Source organism: Noviherbaspirillum pedocola (assembly GCF_016632335.1).
Lineage (GTDB): Bacteria > Pseudomonadota > Gammaproteobacteria > Burkholderiales > Burkholderiaceae_D > Noviherbaspirillum_A > Noviherbaspirillum_A pedocola.
In genome coordinates this window covers 25,003-41,270 of the sequence record NZ_JAEPBG010000013.1, presented here as the reverse complement: position 1 = coordinate 41,270, position 16,268 = coordinate 25,003, and the positions used below count along the sequence as shown (strand labels likewise).

General features: G+C 63.4%; 13 protein-coding genes. 6 read left to right on the top strand and 7 right to left on the bottom strand.

What is annotated here, in order from left to right; genetic code table 11:
- Positions 1–58 precede the first annotated feature (58 nt).
- Complete coding sequence (locus JJB74_RS23470) at positions 59–2,884, bottom strand: AMP-binding protein (RefSeq protein WP_200596015.1); 2,826 nt, start codon at positions 2,882–2,884, stop codon at positions 59–61.
- Between the two features lie 88 nt (positions 2,885–2,972).
- The gene (locus JJB74_RS23465; RefSeq protein ID WP_200596012.1) at positions 2,973–3,410 is read right to left on the bottom strand and encodes a universal stress protein; all 438 of its coding nucleotides are present in this window, start codon (positions 3,408–3,410) and stop codon (positions 2,973–2,975) included.
- Positions 3,411–3,781: 371 nt separating this feature from the next.
- On the opposite strand from JJB74_RS23465, the gene JJB74_RS23460 reads away from it, so the two are divergent.
- On the top strand, positions 3,782–4,210 hold the full coding sequence (locus JJB74_RS23460) for a hypothetical protein (protein ID WP_200596010.1): 429 nt from the start codon (positions 3,782–3,784) through the stop codon (positions 4,208–4,210).
- Positions 4,211–4,311: 101 nt separating this feature from the next.
- Here the strand turns inward: JJB74_RS23460 and JJB74_RS23455 are convergent, their stop codons facing one another.
- Positions 4,312–5,295: a ribose-phosphate diphosphokinase gene (locus JJB74_RS23455; RefSeq protein WP_200596008.1), complete on the bottom strand. Its 984-nt coding sequence runs from the start codon at positions 5,293–5,295 to the stop codon at positions 4,312–4,314.
- A 213-nt stretch (positions 5,296–5,508) separates the two neighbouring features.
- Between JJB74_RS23455 and JJB74_RS23450 the strand changes: the two genes are divergently transcribed.
- Entirely contained in the window at positions 5,509–6,588 is a 1,080-nt protein-coding gene (locus tag JJB74_RS23450) for a hypothetical protein (protein ID WP_234484792.1), read from the top strand.
- 116 nt (positions 6,589–6,704) lie between these two features.
- Here the strand turns inward: JJB74_RS23450 and JJB74_RS23445 are convergent, their stop codons facing one another.
- Complete coding sequence (locus JJB74_RS23445) at positions 6,705–8,090, bottom strand: nicotinate phosphoribosyltransferase (RefSeq protein WP_200596007.1); 1,386 nt, start codon at positions 8,088–8,090, stop codon at positions 6,705–6,707.
- A gap of 299 nt (positions 8,091–8,389) precedes the next feature.
- On the opposite strand from JJB74_RS23445, the gene JJB74_RS23440 reads away from it, so the two are divergent.
- Positions 8,390–9,352, top strand: a complete 963-nt coding sequence (locus tag JJB74_RS23440; protein WP_200596005.1) for an acetyltransferase — start codon at positions 8,390–8,392, stop codon at positions 9,350–9,352.
- A gap of 133 nt (positions 9,353–9,485) precedes the next feature.
- Here JJB74_RS23440 and JJB74_RS23435 read toward each other — a convergent pair whose 3' ends face one another.
- The 3 genes from JJB74_RS23435 to JJB74_RS23425 all read right to left on the bottom strand — a co-directional run bounded on the left by JJB74_RS23435 (position 9,486) and on the right by JJB74_RS23425 (position 13,342).
- Entirely contained in the window at positions 9,486–11,600 is a 2,115-nt protein-coding gene (locus JJB74_RS23435) for an Ig-like domain-containing protein (RefSeq protein WP_200596003.1), read from the bottom strand.
- Positions 11,601–12,202: 602 nt separating this feature from the next.
- Entirely contained in the window at positions 12,203–12,520 is a 318-nt protein-coding gene (locus tag JJB74_RS23430; RefSeq protein WP_200596001.1) for a hypothetical protein, read from the bottom strand.
- A 273-nt stretch (positions 12,521–12,793) separates the two neighbouring features.
- Entirely contained in the window at positions 12,794–13,342 is a 549-nt protein-coding gene (locus JJB74_RS23425) for a Dps family protein (RefSeq protein ID WP_200595999.1), read from the bottom strand.
- A 327-nt stretch (positions 13,343–13,669) separates the two neighbouring features.
- On the opposite strand from JJB74_RS23425, the gene JJB74_RS23420 reads away from it, so the two are divergent.
- The 3 genes from JJB74_RS23420 (at position 13,670) to JJB74_RS23410 (ending at position 16,247) form a co-directional block, all read left to right on the top strand.
- The gene (locus tag JJB74_RS23420; RefSeq protein WP_200595997.1) at positions 13,670–14,998 is read left to right on the top strand and encodes a M20/M25/M40 family metallo-hydrolase; all 1,329 of its coding nucleotides are present in this window, start codon (positions 13,670–13,672) and stop codon (positions 14,996–14,998) included.
- A 196-nt stretch (positions 14,999–15,194) separates the two neighbouring features.
- Positions 15,195–15,812 carry a DUF1003 domain-containing protein gene (locus JJB74_RS23415; protein WP_200595995.1) on the top strand — a complete coding sequence of 206 codons (618 nt, stop codon included), beginning with the start codon at positions 15,195–15,197 and terminating at the stop codon, positions 15,810–15,812.
- Positions 15,813–15,875: 63 nt separating this feature from the next.
- The gene (locus tag JJB74_RS23410; protein ID WP_200595993.1) at positions 15,876–16,247 is read left to right on the top strand and encodes a ParB N-terminal domain-containing protein; all 372 of its coding nucleotides are present in this window, start codon (positions 15,876–15,878) and stop codon (positions 16,245–16,247) included.
- The last annotated feature ends 21 nt before the right edge of the window (positions 16,248–16,268 follow it).

The window sequence follows — 16,268 nt, the reverse complement described above, 5'->3', positions numbered from 1 at the left end:
TTTCGGCACGGATCGCCTCATTGATACGCCCGGGCGGATAGCCCATCCTTGCGCGAAGTCAAACGGCGCTGGCCGCGCCGGCTGTGCCGTCGAACTCCCCGGCCAGCGGCATCAAGGCTGCACGCACCACATCGCGCAGACGCATCGCCTCTTCCCAGCAACGGCCGTCGGGAAACACGGTTTCCCCAATCGCAAGATGCAAGGGAGCGCGCCGCGGCAGCCATGTGCCGCTGCGCAGCGCCGCACGGGTTCCGTTGATGCCGGCCACGGCAACCGGCGCCATGGCCTGCGCCGCCGCGGCGAATGCGCCGGCCTGAAAGCCTTGCAGGCCGGCTTCGCGCCGGAATGTCCCTTCCGGGAACACGACGAGGCTTTCTCCACGCTGCAGCGCGCGCAGCATGCGCGCCACGCCCTCCTCGCTGTGCGCGGCGTCGCGGCGCTCGATGAAAACCGTTCCCAGTCCCCGCAACAATGCGCCAATCCCCGGGCGCGTCGCGAATTCCTGCTTGGCGACAAAGGCGTATCCCTGACTGGCCGGCAGCGTTGCACTCAGCAGGATGGCATCGAGGTAGCTCGCATGATTGACCGCCAGCAGATGCGCTTGCCGCGGCAGCCGGTCCAGTCCCTCGACGACGGGCGGCGCGCCGCAGAGCGCAAACAGCAGACGCGCGCCGGCGCGGGCAATGCGCCTGCCGATGCCCGGCTGCTGCAGCACAACGATGGGCAGTCCAAAGCACAGCGCCATGGCCGTGAACACCAGCCAGGCGTAGACGCCATAGCCCAGCATGCCGGCACGGCGCACCGCAACGCGCATCGGCGCCGCGGCCATCTGCAGCATCAGGCGCGCACGCATCCGGTACGGATTCATCCTGCCGATGCGTCCCTGCAGATAGGCATCGCGACAGGCGAGGCGGCGGATCTTGCCACTGGACGTCTTGAGCACGCTGTGCGGGGGCGCCAGCACGACTTCATCGATTGGGCTGCCGATGATGTCGAGCGCCGCACCGCGTATGTTTTCCTCTAGCACTGCGCGCCGCGCCTCGTCCGTGACACGGGTCTCGGCCACCACCACCAGGCGCTCGCCTGCGCCCTCGGCGCCAGGCGCGGCGAACGCCGCCACGCAGCCCCTGCGCACGCCGGGCAGGCCGCCCACCGCGTCTTCCAGATCGTAGGGATACAGATTGCGGCCACCGCGCTTGATTACGTCCTTCACCCGGCCAACGATGTGGATTTCACCTTGCGCCAGATAAGCCTGATCGCCGGAGTCGAGCCAGCCGTTGCGAAACAGCGCCCGAGTCGCGGCGGAATTGCGGTAATAACCGGCACTGGCCGACGGTCCGCGGAATTCGAGGCGGCCCACGCGGCGTTCCGGCAGTTCCCGTCCGCTTTCATCGACGATACGCACTTCGTGGCCCGGCAGCGGCGCTCCGCAGGAAACGAGGCGGCGCGCCGTGACGCCTTCTCGCGCCGCAACCGCGTTGCCTTCACTGGCAAGCAGGGCGGCATCGACGCAATCGATCACTGGCCCGCGCCCGGCCGGCGGAAACGCCAGGCCGACCGAGCATTCCGCCAGCCCATACACCGGCGTCAGCGCTTCCCGGCGCAGCCCGAAGGGCGCGAAGCGGCGCGCGAAGGCTTCCAGCGTTGCCGCACTGACCGGTTCCGCGCCGTTGAGCGCAAGGCGCCAGCGATCGAGACTCAGCCCTTGCATGGCTGCGTCGTCAATATGGCGTACGCACAATTCATAAGCGAAATTCGGCGCCGCCGAGATCGTGCCGCCACGCCGCGCGATCGCGTGCAGCCAGCCGACGGGACGGGCCAGAAAGTCCAGCGGCGACATCAGCACCAGCGGAATGCCGTAATACAGCGAGCCGAACCAGGCGCCGATCAATCCCATGTCGTGGTACAGCGGGAGCCAGGACACGAACACGTCGTCGACGCGCACGTCGGCGGCGCAGCCCAGCGCGCGGATGTTGGCCAGCAGGTTGGCATGGGCCAGGATCACGCCTTTCGGATCGCCGGTGCTGCCGGAGGTGTATTGCAGAAAAGCGGTGTCGGCGGCGCGCGGCCGCAGGCGCATCGGGGCCGCATGCGCCGCGGCGAGCTCATCCGGCGTGAGCACGGTCCGCAGGCTCGGCGCCGCCGCCTGCAGAAGACGCGTCACCTGCGCTGCCTCGGGCACCGAGATCAGCATCGAGGCGCCGGCATTGCCGAGGATATGCCGGTGCCGCTTCAGATGATCCTCGAGCTGCGCGATGCGCGCCGGCGGATAGATCGGCACCGGTATGGCGCCTGCCAGCATGACGCCGAAGAAGGCAGCCAGGTAGTCAACGCCCGTGGGCAGCATCAGCGCCACGGTCTGGCCCGGCTGCAGGCCGTGCAGCGCCAGGCCGCCGGCCATGTCCTGCGCGCGCTGCAGCAGGCCTCGGTAAGTCAGCGCCTCTTCGCCGCCCCGGGTTTGCAGCAGCACATGCACGCGTTCGGGATCGTGTTCGGCATGCCATTCCAGCACTTCGACCAGGGTTTGCGCAGCTGCGGGCGCGCCAGCGATCGCGGCGGCCGGCAGCGCGATGGCGGGGCCAGGCGCGACCGGCTGGTTGCCGTGGCCAAGCAGCGGCAGCAGCGCCAGCGCATTGTCGGTTTCGGAAATCACATGAGGCGGCAAGTCGATGCCGAAGTCACGGCCGATGCGCAGCATCAGTTCGGCGCGCGCCAGGCTGTCCAGGCCAAGATCGCGCTCGAACGATGCCACGAGCGTCACTGGCACGGTTCGTCCGGGAACGGTGTCCGCGACGAATTGCCGCAGCAGCGGGAGAAGCCTGTCTGCGGCATCGATGGCGGGTTCCCCGCTGACAGGCGCCGTCGCCTCGCGATCCTGACCCATACTGGCCTCGATTGAATAAGAACGCATGGGAGGAACGCTGCCGCAGTCGTTGCCCCGACGTGGCTCTTGACGCACCGCGCGGCCGCGCCTAGCGGAATACCAGTACCGGGATCTTCGAGAGCACCAGCACTTTCTGCGTCACACTGCCGAGCAGCATGCGACTCAGACCCCTGCGGCCGTGTGAAGCAATGAAGATGACATCGCATCCGCGTTCCGCCGCCGTCCTGACGATTTCTTCGGAGGGATCCGGGCTGAGTGCAGTCGATGTCTCGCACGGCACACCGGCCTGGCTGGCCATGGCTGCAATCCGCTGCACGGTAGTCTGCGCCCACTGCTGCGCCTCGCGCTCGTAGACTTCCGCATTGGGCAGAAATACCGGCTCCGCCAGAGGCGAATACGGATAGGGCTCCGCAACGCACAGGCCGATGATCCTGCCCCCGTTGCGACGGGCAAATTCAACTGCTGCAGTCGCGGCCTTTTCCGCGAGCTCCGAGCCATCGGTCGGAACCAGGATGGTAGTGAACATGAAGAGCCTCCTGCCTTTGGACTTGAGACATATGGCCAGCCACGTGATGAACTCATCAATCCGTGTTATGCCCCCAAGCCATGAAATAAGAGATGGCGGCACAGCGCCGGTTGAGCCACATCAGTAAAACGGCGATTTTGCGGAGCGCTCGCCTGTCATCCTTGTCGACGAAACCTGGATGAAGTGCACCCCGGCGCATGCGCTGGCGGAAGCTTATGCGCCGACGCGTTGGTTCCGGATAGCGCGGCATACCAGCTCTCATAAACTATTGAAAGACGAACGATGCGCCCGCTCTTGCCCTGCATGAAGAGTTAAGGCGAGAACGCCCATTTGCGCCAGATCAGAGCCATGCGCAAGACCACGATGCCCCCATGCAGACGCCCTACACTCTTGACGAGCATTGCAACGGATGGGTGGAATCAGTCATGGCCGAATGTGAGAACAGAGATGCAGCGCCGAACGAAAGGGTGTCAGCGCAAAGGATGAATGCCGTTGGTTGGGGCAGCTTCCTCATCTGGATGGGGATCGGCTTTCTGGCGAACCTGAGCTGGGCGGCAGTGCTCATCGGTGTCGGAATCATCATCGTGGCGGGGCAGCTAGCCAGATACTTCTTCAGACTGCCGATGGAACGATCCTGGCTGGTGATCGGTATCCTGCTGCTCATCTGGGTCGGACTGAATCTGCTGCAGCACCGATTCGATGGCATTTTCCTTCCCGGCGATTTCCTGCCGATCCTGTTTATCGTGGCCGGTATCGCCTTGATCGTTTCCGTGCTGATCAGAAAGCCGCACAGGGAATGAGCTTGCCTGGCCGCGGTCAGCGAGCCATCGGCGACGCAAGTTTTACGGCTTGCATCTACCCACGATGGAAAGAGTCGGACGCGACATCACCCGTCATGCTTTTACATCGCGGCAGGAGCCGTGCATCCCGCGCCACCAGACATTTCCCGGATAGCCTTGGCGAACAGAGGCGCGCAGCCGACCACCGTCACCCTGGGTTTCGCCGCTTCCGCTTCCATCCGGAACGGCGGAATGGTATCGGCCACGATGATCTCTTCCAGAACCTCGTCGGCCAGCGTAGTCCTGGCGCCCTCGGCAAAGATGCCGTGCGTGGCGCATGCGAACACGCGCTTGGCTCCCGCCTTTCGGCACGCGTGGGCCGCGCGCACCAGCGTGCCGCCCGTGCTGATCAGGTCATCGATGATCACCGCGTCCTTGCCGGCCACATCACCAACGAGCAGATCGCCGCTTATCTTTCCTTCGCTGCGGTATTTCTCCACGAATGCCATGGTCACCGGCTGCGCCATGCGCGCTGCAAGGATCTGCCGCAGCCCTTCCGCCCGCTTCGCGCCGCCTGCATCCGGGGAGACCACGGCGACATTCCCGGCATCGAGCTTATTCAACAAGGCGTCGGCGAACAACGATGCTGCTTCCAGATGGACGGTGGGAATACGAAACGCGTTCTCGAATGCCGCGAGGTTGTGCACATCGATGGAGATGATTGCATCGGTGCCAACCGCCTCGAAAAGTTGCGCCACATAGCGCGTGGTGACCGGGTCCTGCGGCTTGGTCCTGCGGTCCTTGCGCGCATAGGCCAGGTAGGGAACCACCGCCGTGACGCGCGCGGCGCCGTCGTCCCTGAGCGCGCCGATGAGGAACAACAGGCGGCACAGCTTGTCATTGCCGCTTTGCATGCCGTCGCCGTGAAGGGAGTGGATGACGAATGCATCCTTGCCCCTGACGCTTTCCATCGCCCTGACCTTGTGTTCCTTGTCTTCGAACTCTCTTTCCTCCAGGGCTGCGCGAGTCAGGCCGAGTTGCAGGCATACCTCGTCGCCGAAGAACTGGCTGCCGTTCAATGCAAACACAAGCGATGGATGCTCCATGCTGATCCTCATGGGTGATGAGCGGCCGGGCCCGGTGCCCTGCATGCGGACGAGACCGACGAAGGCATTCGATCAAGCGACTGTGCCCAGAGTGAAGGAGCGAGGAATTGATGCGCTTGAATCACATCAAAGCAAGACGACATCCTGCCTGGCGGCCCGTGTCGTGCCTGGTATCCAGCGTGCCGCATGCAGCCACCTGCCAACAGCATATCCATGACCGAGCCACCGCCGCGCGCCGGGACAGCGCCTTCGAACCACATACTCCAGGCGACCGATCAGGCGCTCGCCGCCAGGATTGCATTCCTGCAGCGACCGGAAAGCTATCCGGAGCCAACCACGCAAGTCCATATCATCGAAACCCATATGTCCCTGGTATTCCTGACCGATGGCTACGCTTACAAGCTGAAAAAGCCGGTACGCTATCCGCCTCTGGACTTCACGACGCTTGATCGGCGCGAATTCTATTGCAGGGAAGAACTCCGATTGAACCGCGCCCTTGCGCGGCCGGTGTATCTCGATGTTGTTGCGCTGGCCGCCGACCACGAAGGTCATCTGTCGCTGAACGGGCCCGGCGACGCTGTGGATTGGCTCGTCAGGATGCGCCGCCTTCCTGCCGATCGCATGCTGGATCGGTTGATTGCCTCCGCGCAGGCGGACCCTCGGGACATGGCCAGGATCGCGGCACGGCTCGTTGCTTTCTACCGCCTATGCGCACCCGTCATCATGGAGCCCGCCGCATACCGTGAGCGGCTTCGACAGGAGATCGCCAGCAACGAAGACCAGCTCCGTATGCGTTCCGCCTATCTGTCGAGGGAACAGATCAGGTGCATTTGCTCGGCGCAGCATGCCTTCCTGCAGGACAGGCAGGCGCTCTTCGATGAGCGCGTCGCCGGTGGTCACATCGTGGAAGGCCATGGCGACCTGCGCCCGGAACATGTCTGCGTACAGCGCGAGATATGGATCATCGACAGGCTTGAATTCGATCGCGGGCTGCGCATCGTCGATACTGCCGACGAAACCGCCTTCCTGGCCCTCGAATGTGAACGGTTCGGTGCGCCGGCGCTGGGCACTGCGTTCCTGAAGGCATGCGCTGGACTTTCCGGTGACTTTCCGCCCGCATCACTCATTCATTTTTACCAGAGCCTCAAAGCCTGCATACGCGCCAATATCGCCATCCGCCACCTCGATGAAGCGCAGTTCCGCGATGCGGCCGAGTGGCCTCGCCGCGCACAAGCCTATCTCGACCTTGCCGAGCAGCACACGCATGCAATGGTTCGCAAGCGCAGCGCGTGAATCCATCCATCGAAGACATCGGGCTGCTTGACAAGGCCTGCTGCGAGCATGGTTTGCCGGGCTCGCAAACAGCGAAGGAGCAGCACATCGGGATACTGCCGGACTCCCCTTTGCGCTTATACAGCCTCGCCTTCCCAGCGCGCGCGGTCGTTCGCCGACTGCGCTCGCAGCCATGCATCAAGCTTTCTGGCCATGTCCAGCAAACCCGGCGAAACGGATGGGACATATGCCTGTGCCGGGCCCAGCATGCGCAAACCGGCCGGCATGCCGGCGAGCTGCGATCCCGCATACCGGCGAATGTCCTGCAAGCCGGGCGGTGCCGCCACGAGTGCGCCATCGCGCATCACTGGCTTGAGCAATGGATCGCCTTCGATGCGCTCGTCGTGCAATGCGAGCATGTCACCGACCATCACGCCATTGCCGTCACGGCGCCGGTACACCTGTTTGCTTCCGGGCAGGTTCACCTTCCCCATCGAGTGCTTGCAGCGCGGCTGGCCCGCATATTCCATCAGCTTGTAGGCGCAGTCCAGATAGGGGGCGTCGCTGGATGTGTTCATGCGCGTGCCTATGCCAAAGCCGTCAATTGGCGCGCCTTTGCCGATCAGGTCCTGCAGTGCGTATTCATCCAGATTGCCGCTTGCAAAGATCCTGATGTCGCCGCAGTCGCCTTCATCCAGGATTGCCCGCACGCGCCGCGACACCGCATCGAGGTCGCCGCTGTCTATGCGCACGGCACTTATCGCGATGGCTTGCGCGCGTAAGCTCCGCGCGAGACGCACGACTTGCCTGGCTGCCGCCTCGGTGTCATAGGTATCGATGAGCAGGGTGGTGCGCTTCGGGAAGGCATGTGCAAACCGGCAGTAGGCATCGGTTTCGTAATCATGGGCTTCGATGTAGGAATGCGCCATGGTGCCGAACACCGGGATGCCGAACAGCGTCGCTGCAGCTGCCGTCGCGGTCCCGTCAAAGCCGGCGAGATGGCTGGCGCGCGCCGACAGCAGACCGGCTTCCGCGCCATGCGCGCGCCGCAAGCCGAAATCGATCAGCTGCCGCCCACCGGCCGCAATCACGCAGCGTGCCGCCCTGGAGGCAATCAGCGTCTGGAAATGCAGCAGATTGATGATGCGGCTTTCCACCAGCTGCGCTTCCCGCAATGGCGCAGAGATACGCAGAACGGGCTCATTCTCAAAGAACACGGTCCCTTCCGGCATCGCATCGACATCGCCGGTGAAGCGGAAATCCCGCAGCGATTCGATGAAGCCGGGGTCGAACAATCCGCAGGCGCGCAGCCAGGCGATGTCATCCTGGTCGAAACGCAAGCCCGACAGGTATTCCACGACTTGTTCCAGGCCCGCCGCGAGCAGGAAGTTCCTCGCCGGCGACAGCTTGCGCACGAAGAACTCGAACACTGCTCTGTCGTTCATGCCTTCGGAGAAATAGGCCTGCATCATCGTGATCTCATAGAGATCGGTGAGCAATGCGCTTTGCGTGTAGTGGGACATCTGACCGTGGGAAACGAGCGTGTCTCATGCAGGGTAGGCAGCGCCTCGCTACGCGACTTTGAGATGAGTCAACCGGCTCCGACGGCAGCTTGTCGCATCATGGCTTGTCATGGACATTGCTGCATTTGCGCGGGCGGCCGATGTCCAGCACGGCGATGGGCGTGGATTTGATGCACACAAGGCCCGGCAGGCATGGAGGGCACGAGTCGCCTCCTGCAGGATGGCACGAAGAGGCGGCGCGCCATGTGCGATCGGCCGGCATCGAGGCCGGCATATCCATTCGGGAAAGACGCAAGGCCATGGCACATTTCGATGTTTTCAATGGCGATGCGGATGGGCTCTGCGCACTCCACCAGCTCAGACTCGCCGATCCGCGCGATGCCACTCTGGTGACGGGAGTCAAGCGCGACATCGCATTGCTCGAGCGCGTTGCGGCCCGCCCCGGCGATTCCGTCACTGTGCTTGACGTCTCCCTGGAGACCAATCGCGCGGCGCTTCTGGCACTGCTCGAGCGCGGCGCCACGGTCCAATATTTCGATCACCACAGCTGCGGCCCGATTCCCCGGCATGCGAATCTGCATGCTGTCATCGATGCCATGCCGAATGTCTGTACCGGAATGCTGGTCGATCGGTATCTGGGCGGCATCCACCGCGCCTGGGCAGTGGTCGCGGCGTTCGGGGACAACATGGCGCAGGCAGCGCAAGAGCTTGCCATCACTTTGACGCTGAGAGCCGAGCAGCTTTCCGCGCTGCAGGAACTCGGCGAATGCCTGAACTACAACGCCTATGGCGATAGCGAAGCCGACCTCATCGTGCACCCGGCGCATCTCTACCATCTGCTGCATCGCCATGCCGATCCTTTCAGCTTCCTGCACGCAGAGCCTGTGCTGCAACGGCTACGCGCCCAACGCGAGCACGACCTGGAACTGGCTGGCGCAATTCCGCCCCATGCGGTTCTGTCCAGCGGAAGAATTGTCGTGCTCCCCGACGCCGCATGGGGCCGACGGGTGCGCGGCGCATATGGCAATTTCCTCGCCAATGCTCGCCCGGAAGAGGCGAGCGCGGTGCTCACGCCGAACAGGCTTGGGGGTTATACGGTAAGTGTGCGCGCTCCCCTTTCCACCATGCGCGGAGCGGCGCAACTCTGCGAGCGCTTTGCTACTGGCGGTGGAAGGGAGGCGGCGGCCGGCATCAATCATCTGCCGGCAGAAAAGATGCAAGCGTTTCTCCAGTCCTTTTCGCAAACCTTCGACACGGCTTGAAGCGCAGCGTGCTTCGCTTCAAGCCGTGTCTCCAGCCTGATGACGAGCCTGGAGTGAACCGCTGCAATCCTTCGCGGCGCTTTGGCGGAACCGGAAACCTCGGCGCAAGCCCGTGAGCTTGCGCCGCCACATCTCAGGGGATGAAGTTGGTCGTCTCCGGCAGATCCGAGGTCGGCACTTCGAAGTACGGCAGGGCGCCATCCGGATCGATGGTGTTGCGCGTGGCGAAGAAGGTAGCGATCTGGGTCTGCGCCTGCACCGCATACGGGGCGCCCGCTCCGAAGATATTGGTCAGGAAGGTATGCGGATTTTTCACCGTGTAGGCCGGATTGTCGTGTAGCGCCAGGTCGTTGCGGAACTGCGTGGCGCGGTCGGCCAGCTCGCCGGCGCGCAGTATCGCCGTGATCGTCGGGTTCGGCACGGTCTGGTCGCCGCGGGCGAACTGGAAGATCACGTCCTTCTTCGCATTGCCCTGTAGCGGCGACTTGCGGAGGTAAGGCGCATACGACACCGGATTACCGGACTGCTGGGCCCACTGATTCCAGTCGAGCACCCGCTGGATCGCCATCGCGCCGGGCACGGTGTTGATCCGGATCGGCTCGTTGCGCAGCGGGATGTTCTCGTTGAACAGCAGGGGATCGCCCGGCTTCACGTTGATCAGCGAGGGCTGTCTCGCCGCCAGCGACAGATAGGTCAGCCCGCGGAAAACGCCGAGGCGCGCCACTTCAGTGATCGAGCCGCCAGCCACGTTGGGCACGCCGGCCGCGATATCCGGCTCCACGCCGAGCAGCATCGTGCCGTAGATGCCGCCGAAGGACTGTCCCGAGTAAAAGATGCGCGAGGCGTCGAGATCGACCTTGCCGTCGCCGTCGACGTCCACGCCGGTCTTCACGGTTTGCACCAGCTGCATGATGTCGATCACGGTCTGGCGCAGGCCGTCGCGGTTGCCGAGCACCGTGTATGGCGCAGCGGCGTTCACGCCTTCGGTGGAATCGATTTTCCCGTTGCCGTCCTGGTCATAGCCGCGTCCGCCCGCCGGCAGCGAGACATTGCCGCCGGGTGCGGTGACCTGCAGCTTGCCGAGTTCTCCACCGCCATGGCCCACCACCTGGATGGACATCGTGGCGAAGCCGTATTTTGCGAAGGTCGACGCCACGGTCCAGGGCGCGCCGTACATGCTGTCAGTGAAGCCATGACCGAAGATGATCACCGGCCAGCCGCCTGCAGGCTTCGTTCCCGAAGGCAGGAACAGCTGGAACACCAGCTTGTTCATGCCCTGCGGCTTGGGTGTGTCATGCAGCGTTCCGACCGCCGGGATGAATTGGCTGGCATTCAGGTAGTTCGGCGAGTCGAAAGTGCCGTAGGCAATCTTGTCGACTGCGCCCGGGGACACCTGCAGCGCAGCCATCAGCGCAGCGCTGTTCGTGAACGATACCGGCGCGCTACCGGTCTGGCGCTGGATGGTGATGTTCGTGCCGGCCACCGGGAACACCGCGCGCACCGCATTGCCGTTGGCATCCTTGCCGATCATGAAGTCCGCGCTCGACGGGTGCTTTTTGATCGAAGCCATGATGCGGTACAGGTCGCTGCTGATGCTTTGGGTGGTGAACAGGCTCGCGGCGGCGACGTTCAGGCTGCCGGGAAAGCGCGCGCGCAGCGCATCGCGCAGCGCGCCGCGGTATTCGGCCGATTCGCGCCGGAAGTCGGCGACATCGTCGAAGAGGTTGATCGGCTTGATCTTCTTGCCGCGCAGATCGTGCACGCCGTCAGTCACAACCACCAGGTAGCGGGTGTGCTCGTTGAGCAGCTTGTCCGGCTGGAACACCAGGGTATTGGTGGCCTTGTCCCAGACGGCCTGATTGATGCCGACCTTCTCGCCTATGCCTTGAAAACTCACCGTGTCGCCGAGGTTCAGCAGGTATACGGTGTCGCTGTTGACGGTTGCGGGATCGATGGCGCCGTCGAAGGGAATCGTAATGCGCGGCTGCGTGGAAAAGCCATCCAGGGTATTGAGCACGCGGATGTCCTGGCAATCGCTGACCCTGACCGCGCAATCGGTAAGGGGAAGCTGTACCCGGCGCATCGTGTTCTGCGTGAAGTCAGTGACCGTGAAGCGGTCGCTCGGAAAGGGGCTGGCCTGAGGGTCCGACAAATCGTAGCGAACCGAAACGCCATCGGCCAGTGCCAGCGCCGGCGCGGCGGAAAAGGCAAGGAGGCACGCCAGCAGGCGGCCATTCAATTGCGGCATAGATGTCTCCGTTGATGTTTGTTATGTCGCTGCGCTGAGCCTGATGCAGCGTCGCGGATTGCGCATGGATTCCACGGACGATTTCCCTGCCCTTGCTGCGGAGCGGGATTCCTGCCGGAAGTCTTGCGCCGGGACATGGTACGTCGCGGTTCCTCGTAAATCAACAATACGTTAGAGCAAGATTTCTACGTGGAAATCAAGTACTTAGCCGACTTGTGCTTCCGAGGCCGACGCCTGTCGGACGCGCCCGGATAACTCTTGCGCCAAGCACTTTGTGGCGCTGCAAGCCATCGTTTTGTAACCGGTTTTGTAGCGATTCGGCGGTCCGATGGGTACAGCGGTGCACGAAAAGGAGAAGACGTCGATGAAGGATGTGACGCGCGATCCGGTCGAGGAAGCGCGCATGGTGGTGCCTACCATACAGGTGCTGTTTGGCTTTCAAACCATGGCGGTATTCAACAACCGCTTCGCGGGGTTGCCTGGACTCGGCATGTCTGCTTTCCCGGGCCTCAGGACGAGGCGGGATCGGACGTCGAGATACTGCAACGCGGCAAGACGATCCGCGCGCATGCACGGGCCTGTCTGCCGCGAAGGCCCCGAACTTATCGGCTTCCGCCCATGGTGCCCATGCCGCCGGTGGTGCCGCCCGGAGTCATGCCGCGCGGTGTGGCCTGGTCTGTGGGCGCGGCTTCGGCGCCGCCGGTGACGGCATTGCCGGTGCCGCTCGATGCGCCGGTCGAGCCCGACATGCCGCCAGGCATGGGCTGATCGGTCGGCCGCGTCGCGCTGCCGGACATGGTGCTGCCGCCGCTGCCGCTGCTGCCGTAAGAATGCATGCCGCCCTGCGCGCAACCTGTGATGAGCAGCACACTGGCGCATAGGCTTGCCGCCAGTTTCAATCGTCCTTGGGTCTTGTTCATTCTTGCCTCCGTTAAAGGGAATGTCGGTTGGACTGATGGCCGGGCCTGCTCGCTGATGCGACGTGCGATGCATGCCATTCCAGCCACCTCCAACATGCGCCAGTTCGCGCTGTCGAGCCGGTGTGAAATGGGACCGGCTTACCGGAAATCAAAGCTGTTTCGATTGCGGTTGCAGCCAGGCACGACATGTCGTTTCATCGCAGCGCATGCGGCATCAACGGCTTCGTCCATAAGCCGCACAAGCTGCAGGCAATGACGCGGCAAGCGCCCTCCTTAATGTCCGCTTCCATCCGGATCGCGAACCGATTCAAACAGGAACCAGGTGCGCTCTTCCGATTCATCGATCCAGTTTTCTATCAGGCTGGCAGTGGCAATGTCCTTGTTGTCGTCGCAGATGTCATGCGCGGCGCGCAGGTTGGAAACCAGGGCGCGGTTGTCGTCGCAGAGCTCGCTGAGCATGCGCGATGGTTCGACAAATTCCTCGTCATTGTCCGAGATGCGCTGCAGGCGCGAGATATGGCCGATTGAACGCAGCGTCTTGCCACCGAGCTTGCGGATGCGCTCGGCCAGCGGGTCCGTCATCGCGAACAGTTCGGTCGCCTGATCGTCGAGCAGCAGGTGATAGTCGCGGAAGTGCGGCCCGCTCATGTGCCAGTGAAAGTTCTTGGTCTTCAGATACAGCGCATAGACGTCGGCCAGCAAGGCATTGAGCGCCTCGGCGACTTCGGACGTGGCCTGCGGCCTGAGATCTGTTGGCGTGCGCAACGCGGGAGCGGCTTGGCCACCGTCGCCCGCGGACTTCTGGGATGTCTTCTGTTCCATGGTTTGCTCCTGACTGGGTGAAGTTGGCGCGTGGATGTTCGGCAAGGCCGTTTTTGCGCGCCACTATCTGAGTGCGAAACGCATCGCGTGTTCTGTGCGACGGGCACTATTTTGGTCGGGCTTACGTTGGATCATGCTCGACAATGCCGCCATGCAAAGACGCTTGCCGGCAAGCCATTTTTCCGCGCTGCCACGCACTGCTTTATGTGCGCACGCAATTGCCGTGATGCTACACAGCCGGGCGCAAGCGCCGTGGTGATAACCTCGCTTCGCATCAAGCCGCCGCATGCGGCTCGATACGCATATCAACAACAGGAGACGAGCGGCATGCGGTGGAAAACAGGGGAAGGCTGTGCAGGTGCGCTGTTGCTGGGCGCATCGCTGGCGGCAACAGCGCAGGACTTGCAGGTGCCGCAGCAATACCTGCAGACCTTCGAGCAAATCGCGGCCACGCCCGCGGTGATGAAGGCGCTGGCATTGCTGAAGGAGGACGACGCCAACACGCTGGCGGATCAGAAGGCGCTGGTAGCAATTCCCTCCCCCACGTTCAAGGAAGGCCCGCGCGCCGAGGACTATGCGCGGCGGATGAAGGAGGCGGGCCTGAACGATGTGAAGATGGACGCCGCCGGCAATGTCTGCGGCGTTCTGCCCAGCATCGGCAAGGGTCCGAAGCTGTTCATGTCGGCGCATCTGGATACGGTATTCCCGCAGCAGACCGAGCTCTCCGTCACGCAGAAGGACGGCAAGCTGTATGCGCCCGGCATTGCCGACGATGCGCGCGGTCTGGCGGCGATCCTCTCGATTGCGCGCGCCGTGCGCGGCAGCGGCCTTCGTACCGTGGGCGAGGTGTGGATGTGCGGCACGGTTGGCGAGGAAGGCCTCGGCGATCTGAAGGGCATCAAGGAAGTGTTCAGGCAACACAAGGACATCGACGGTTACATCGCGCTCGAATCGCCAACGGTGGCCAACGAGGAAATCTCCTTCCAGGCCGCGGGCAGCAATCGCTATCGCATCACTTACAAGGGACCTGGAGGCCACAGCTACCAGGCCTTCGGTCAGCCGAGCGCCATCCATGCGCTCGGACGCGCAATCGCGGGCATTGCCGAGCTGCAGACCCCGGCCACGCCCAAAACCACCTTCACGGTGGGCACCATCGCCGGCGGCACTTCGGTCAATTCCATCGCGGCCGAAGCGACGATGGACCTGGACATGCGCTCCAATGACAATGCCGAACTGCTCAAGCTGGAGAAGCAGGCCCTGCAGATTGCCCGGGACGCGGCAGCGGCCGAGAACCGGCGCTGGGGCAGCGACAAGATGAAAGTCGATATCGTACAGGTGGGCGCGCGTCCGGGCGGCTCGCCTGCGCCGGACAATCCGGTGGTCCATGCCTTATGGATGGGCGTGAAAGCCACCGGCGCTACGCCCCGGCTTGCCGGCGCGCGCAGCACGGAAGCCAATCTGCCGATCAGCCTCGGCATCCCGGCGGCGGTGGTGGGCGCAGGCGGCTATTCGCAAGGCATACACAGCCGCGACGAGTGGTTCGATCCGACCAATGCCTATCTCGGCCCGGTGAAGGCTCTGGTGGCAATGCTTGGATTGGTTGGTGTGGAGGGCGCGAGCCAGCCGCTGCTGCCCAAGCGGGCGCCGCGGGAGTGAGCCCGCCGAAGGGGGCGCATGCAGAAAGGCGGCGTCGCTCCGCGCGATAGCGGCACAGTAAGCATGCAGATTGCCGTAAGGACTACGCTTCCCGCGCGAGTCTTGACGGCAACGATGTCCCGGTCACGCTTGCAGTGCATCGCATGGGATATTCCCCGCGTCTTGCCGGTCCACTTTCCTGAGGGGACTTCCCATCATGAAGCCGGACGGCATCCTGAATATGGAATCGCAAGAACGGGTTGGAAAGAACGAGCAGCAAGGCGTCTCGGATGCCATTCAGAGCAATCTCGAGAAGGTCGAGGAATTTCAACGCCGGGAAGATGCCAAGCGCAGCGACGTGCAGAAGCTCATCGAGCGCGCCAGCATCTTCTTCAGCAGCCCGCGCTTTCTGGTGATGTTCCTGTCGACCACCGTGGCGTGGATCTGCGGCAACGTCGTCTGGCACTACAGCGGCCATCCCTATTTCGATGAGCCGCCCTTCTTCATGCTGCAAGGCGTCGTGTCCTACATCGGCGTGCTGATCACGATGGCGGTCCTGGTGCGTCAGAACCGGATGGCACAGGTTGAGGAATCGCGCGCGCATCTCGAGCTGCAGGTCAATCTGCTGGCGGAACAGAAGGCCACCAAGATCATCATGCTGCTGGAAGAACTCCGGCGCGACATGCCCGACGTCCACAATCGCCACGACGCACACGCGAAGACATTGCAGGCGATGACGAACCCGGACGATGTGCTTGCCGAGATCGAGAGCCGGCACGTGGTCTCGGGCGACAAGCGCGATGAAGACGCGACAGGAAGGCACAGCGCTCGATGAAGCACGAACTCACGGCCAATGGCGCTCGCCATCGGCGCCGCATACACGGGAAAGGAAGTCGGTATGGATCAGGAAAAGAGGGTCACATGGCTGAAGGAGCCGGCGCAGCATACCTATACGTCCGCCGAAATCTTCCTGCAGTTGATGTACAAGCCCAAAAAGGCAAAACGTCTGGTCGAGAAGCTGCGCCATGCCGGGATGAGCGAGTACGCCGCCCGCGACATCCTGCGCGCCTCCGCCACGCTGATGTCCTGGGTCAGCGCCTTCGATTGGAGCAAACAGCAGCAGGCGATCAATAGCGGCACGCCGATTTCTCCGATTCTGCTAGTGCGACAGAACGATGGCGGGCATCTGATCGTGGCCGATGGTTTTCACCGCATGTGCGCGCTGTTCGCGGAAGACCAGGACATCAAGGTGCCGTGCAAGATCGCGTGAGCGGCCGCGGCGCTCTTGTGC